The organism is Azohydromonas lata NBRC 102462 (assembly GCF_001571085.1).
Classification (GTDB): Bacteria; Pseudomonadota; Gammaproteobacteria; order Burkholderiales; family Burkholderiaceae_C; genus Azohydromonas; species Azohydromonas lata.
Window position 1 is genome coordinate 1 of the sequence record NZ_BCTC01000277.1, and the last position, 1,225, is coordinate 1,225.

The window sequence follows — 1,225 nt, forward strand, 5'->3', positions numbered from 1 at the left end:
GGATGGAGGTCGTGGGATGGGACAGGCCCTTCAAGGCCTGGATGAAGCAGACGCTGGCGACGAGGTACAGCAGCGTGACGACGTTCATGCTCATCGCGCACCCTCCCCGCTGAGCTGCTTGGCGCCTTCGGCCGCGGCCGGCGCCTTCTTTTCCTTCTTCTTGAACATCTCCAGCATGCGCCGGGTGACGAGGAAGCCGCCGAAGACGTTCACCGCGGCCAGCGCCACGGCCAGCACGCCCATGCTCTTGCCCAGGCCCGTTTCCGTCAGCGCCGCCGCCAGCATGGCGCCCACGATGACGATGGCCGAGATGGCATTGGTCACGGCCATGAGCGGCGTGTGCAGCGCGGGCGTGACGGTCCAGACCACGTGGTAGCCGACGTAGATGGCCAGCACGAAGATGATCAGGTTGATGATGGTGTGTGAGACTTCCACGGCTTACCCCTTTCTGGTGATCTGTCCGTCGCGCGCCATGAGGCAGGCGACCACGATGTCGTCGTCCATGGGCACGTTCACGGCGGCGGCGTCCTTGGGCAGCACCAGCTTCAGGAAGTCCAGCACGTTGCGCGCGTAAAGGGACGAGGCATCCGCCGCCACCAGCGCAGGCAGGTTGGTCTCGCCGACGATGGTCACGCCGTTTTGCACCACGGTCTGCCCCGGCACGGTCAGCGCGCAGTTGCCGCCGTTGGCCGCGGCGAGGTCCACGATCACCGAGCCGGGCTTCATGGACTGCACCATCTCGGCCGACACCAGCTTGGGCGCCGGGCGGCCGGGAATCAGCGCGGTGGAGATCACCACGTCCGCCGCCGCCACGCGCTTGGCCACTTCAGCGCGCTGGCGCGCCAGCCAGCTCTCAGGCATGGGCCGCGCGTAGCCGCCCACGCCTTCGGCCGCTGCCTTCTCCTCGGCCGTCTCGTAGGGCACGTCGATGAACTTGGCGCCCAGCGACTCGACCTGCTCCTTCACCGAAGGGCGCACGTCGGACGCCTCGATGACGGCGCCCAGCCGCTTGGCCGTGGCGATGGCCTGCAACCCCGCCACGCCCACGCCCAGGATCACCACGCGCGCGGCCTTCACCGTGCCCGCGGCCGTCATCAGCATGGGGAAGAATTTCTGATACCGGTCGGCCGCGATGACCACGGCCTTGTAGCCGGCGATGTTGGCCTGGGAGGAGAGCACGTCCATGCTCTGCGCGCGCGTGGTGCGCGGCGCGGCCTCCAGCGCG

2 protein-coding genes are annotated in these 1,225 nt (G+C 68.4%); both read right to left on the reverse strand.

The window, feature by feature from the left end:
• Positions 1 to 90: 90 nt before the first annotated feature.
• The gene (locus ALA01S_RS31070; protein WP_066343641.1) at positions 91 to 435 is read right to left on the reverse strand and encodes an NAD(P) transhydrogenase subunit alpha part 2; all 345 of its coding nucleotides are present in this window, start codon (positions 433 to 435) and stop codon (positions 91 to 93) included.
• Positions 436 to 438: 3 nt separating this feature from the next.
• Positions 439 to 1,225 (reverse strand): Rossmann-fold NAD(P)-binding domain-containing protein (locus tag ALA01S_RS31075; protein ID WP_066343643.1); only part of this gene is annotated, 787 nt, incomplete at its 5' end.